The sequence below is a fragment of the Paenibacillus sp. P4_A7 genome (assembly GCF_056402455.1).
Genome location: NZ_JBFUHJ010000527.1, coordinates 1 through 3,590, shown reverse-complemented (window position 1 = coordinate 3,590; position 3,590 = coordinate 1). Strand labels below are relative to the sequence as shown.

The window sequence follows — 3,590 nt, the reverse complement described above, 5'->3', positions numbered from 1 at the left end:
ATTCAAGATAGTTCGCTGGAGTTAAGTTTGGAAGCCAAACAAATGCTACATATTCTAGTTATTTTTGAAAGTTGAAGAATGCAAATAGAAAATGAAGAAACAGAGATTATGAAAGGGTCAATTTCATAATCTTTGTTTTTTATAATTGTGGAATGATCAGAATTATAGCAAGGCATTTTCCTGAATTTATTGTGGGGGGAATAGTCAATGAGTAATTATTATAAACGAATAGCTGTGAAGGCTATAGTTGGGTCTATTAAATCCCAGTACATAACATCTCCGTCTCTTTCGGGGAACAGAGGGATTCCAGATGGGCCACTTCTCGGAAATGGTGATATTGCAGTTGTTTCAGGAGGAACTCTTAAAAAACAAGCATTTCACATTTCCAAAAGTGATCTAAGCCATAACATTAAATATGTAGGCGAGTTGGAACTAGATTTTAACGACTCATCCCAATCAGTTGAGAATGAGGTGGATGAGACTATATATTCTCAATCTCAGAACATATTGAATGCACAGGTAGAAGCAGTGCTGCCTATAACAACCCAAAGCACTGTTTCTACAACCTCTTGGACAKCAGATAATGGAAATTATTTGATTACTCAATTATCTAGCATCGAAGGAGCCCAGCAACCAGTCAAGCTGACTCTAAAGGCTATGGTCAACGGTGGAAGAGTAACCAGCGCAGGCATATTGGATGGAAATAATGGGGTATGGATAACCAGAAAAGAAGATGAGACAGTGACGATAGCAACAAAGGTCATTGGCGCTGAAGTAACCGATACAAAGTCTAACGCTTCTGACCAGTGCTCCCTGCGCTTTACACTGCCCGCAACAGGAAGTGTGTATGTGCTATCAGCAATCGGAGGCGGAAAATTCTCTGCTAAGTCAACTGACAAAGTTATTGAAGAGCTGAACGCTGTTGCAAACGAATCGGATATTGACAGCTTATATTCATTTCATCAGGATTGGTGGGAGAAATATTGGTCAAAATCTTATGTTCAGCTCAATGACGAGCTCTTGATGAAGTACTACTACGGATCCCTTTACGCTTTAGGAAGTGGCTCTAGGGCGGGGGGAGCGGGCATGTCTATTTGTGGCCCTTGGCGTGTGGATGATTCTGATTTGTGGGGAAACGACTATACCAATAACTACAACTATGAAGCACCGTGGTGGGGCGTTTATTCCAGCAACAGGTATGAAACAGCAATTCCCTATTATGAAGGAGCTCTCAGGGCTTTACCAGCTGCAAAAGATTTTGCACTCCAAAAGGGTTTAACAGGAGCCTTGTATAAAACACAAATTAAACAGTGGTTCACTTTACATTTTGATTGGCAGCAAAAAAGCAATGGGGCTTATCTATTAGCAAGTTTTATTTGGAATTATCGCATGACCTTGGATGATGATTTCTTGGTTAAAACGGCTTGGTCGTTATTAGATGCCATTGCAGAGTTTTGGGAAAATGATAAAAATCTAAAATATAGCGAAGCCACTCATTGTTATGAGGTGCTGAATGCTGCAGCTCGTGAAATTTGTATAGATGGCGGAATCGCACCGGACAAAAACTCAACTACAGATTTAGCACTTATTAAACAATTACTTTCTTTTTTAAGTAATGATGAAGTAATATCTGCACTTCAGGCAGGAGGTATCATAATATCTGATTCCAGAACGGAAATCTGGAAACATCGCGCAGAAAATCTTGCCCCATTGCCAACCGTTCAACAACAAGGGAAGACTACCTTTAGTGAATCAGAAACTTTGGCTCAAACTGGAAAAATGAGTTTGATGGGCCCTGGGGATAACCCTGTTGTTCTTGATGCAGTATTTCCGGTTAATTATTTAAGTCTAGGTTCTGACCCAAAACTGCTGGAAATCGGAAGAAACACCTTATCCATGCTAAATAGTGGGAATAATCCAACATGGTATCAGGCTAATGCATTCACACGTATCTTTACCCAAGCCGCCAGAGTTGGATTTGATGGAGAAACTATTATACAAAAACTTAAAGATAGATTAGATGGTTCAGCTCATTATGAAGATGCCTATGACGATGTCGAAAGCTTTAGGAACAATTTGACCATTAATCCAAATCGACATGGCATCGAAGGACTTGCAGCGATTGAAGCGATAAATACTATGCTCATGCAAAGCCATGACGGAGTAATCCGTTTGTTTCCCGTATGGCCAAAGAATCGTAAAGCAGAGTTTGTTCATCTAAGAGCCTATGGTGCATTCTTAGTTTCAGGTAGCTACGATTCACAACTAGGAGAAGTAATATCTGCCAATATAAAAAGTGAAAAAGGCAAGCGAGTTGTGGTTCAGTCCCCTTGGGTATCTGGCATGGTAGTGACCGATAGCCATGATTTACCTGTAAAGAGAACCTCGAAAATTGAGGATAATACTGGGTTTACTTTATACACTTTCAACACAGTCGCAGATGAAACTTATACTCTTGCAAAGCTTAATTCCGAAGTAGATCCGGGAAATAGTAACTAAAAGCTACATATTGTTTTTTTATATCTAGCGGTGAAGCGACATTTTACCAAATCTATGTTATATTATGTTTGAATTTGATAATAAGAGGTGCAAAACTTGCTACCCATACAACGTAAATCCGCTATAATCGAATATCTGTCCAATGAAGGCGGGAGTACGATCAAGCAACTAAGTCAGGAGCTTCATGTGTCGGAAATGACGATTCGCCGGGATTTGAAGCAGCTCGAAACCAATGGCCATGTGATTCTATCTCATGGGGGGGCTGTACTTGCAGAACCTTACGTGAGGGAACCAGCAGCCATTGATAAAGAAAATAGCAATCAAGATATCAAGGAACAACTAGCACGTTATGCTGTCGAACATTTTGTGAATGAGGGCGACGTACTCATTTTCGAAGGTGGAACAACCATATCTCGCATGCCTGCTTATCTCAAGAGGTTTTCGCAATTAACGGTATTAACAAATGGATTAAGCACTTTGAATGCATTAAGAGATGAAGCTGGAAGAAATACGGTTCTTAGTTGCGGGGGAACCCTTAGAGAGCAATCAGGTACTTTTGTTGGACCTGTAGCGGAAGCATTCTTCGATCAATTCCATGCGCATTCGGTTTTTCTGTCTGGATTAGGCTTCACTCCGGAGACAGGTTTCACGGATCCCAATCTGCTTGATACTCGAGTGAAGAAAGCAATGATTCGTTCCGCTAGACAAACCGTGATGCTTCTTGATTCCTCTAAGTTCGGCATAAGGTCATTTACAACAACCGTTAATGCAAGTGAAATCTCAGCTGTTATTACTGACAATGGGATTCCTGAAGAGATAAAGGAGTATTTCCATGAACAAGGAATACCTGTACACATCGTGTAATGGAAAATATTTATTGGAAGAGATCGTTAGTGGGTAAACCACTACTAACGGTCTTTTTTGATGTGTTAATATTTGATAATATGTGTTATATTATGTTGTGTAATGATAAAATGAGTTGAAAAACGGGAGGTTATCAAACAAATGACAAAGTCTAAAACAATCAAAACTTATAATAAAGCCCCAACGGTACATATCAAGCAAGGGGATCAACAAGGAGTATGGCCTGG

General features: G+C 40.0%; 2 protein-coding genes. Both read left to right on the top strand.

Annotated features, from left to right (window positions below):
• Positions 1 to 207: 207 nt before the first annotated feature.
• Complete coding sequence (locus AC1DWN_RS30355; protein WP_477562585.1) at positions 208 to 2,499, top strand: glycosyl hydrolase family 95 catalytic domain-containing protein; 2,292 nt, start codon at positions 208 to 210, stop codon at positions 2,497 to 2,499.
• Between the two features lie 96 nt (positions 2,500 to 2,595).
• The gene (locus AC1DWN_RS30350) at positions 2,596 to 3,363 is read left to right on the top strand and encodes a DeoR/GlpR family DNA-binding transcription regulator (RefSeq protein WP_477562584.1); all 768 of its coding nucleotides are present in this window, start codon (positions 2,596 to 2,598) and stop codon (positions 3,361 to 3,363) included.
• The last annotated feature ends 227 nt before the right edge of the window (positions 3,364 to 3,590 follow it).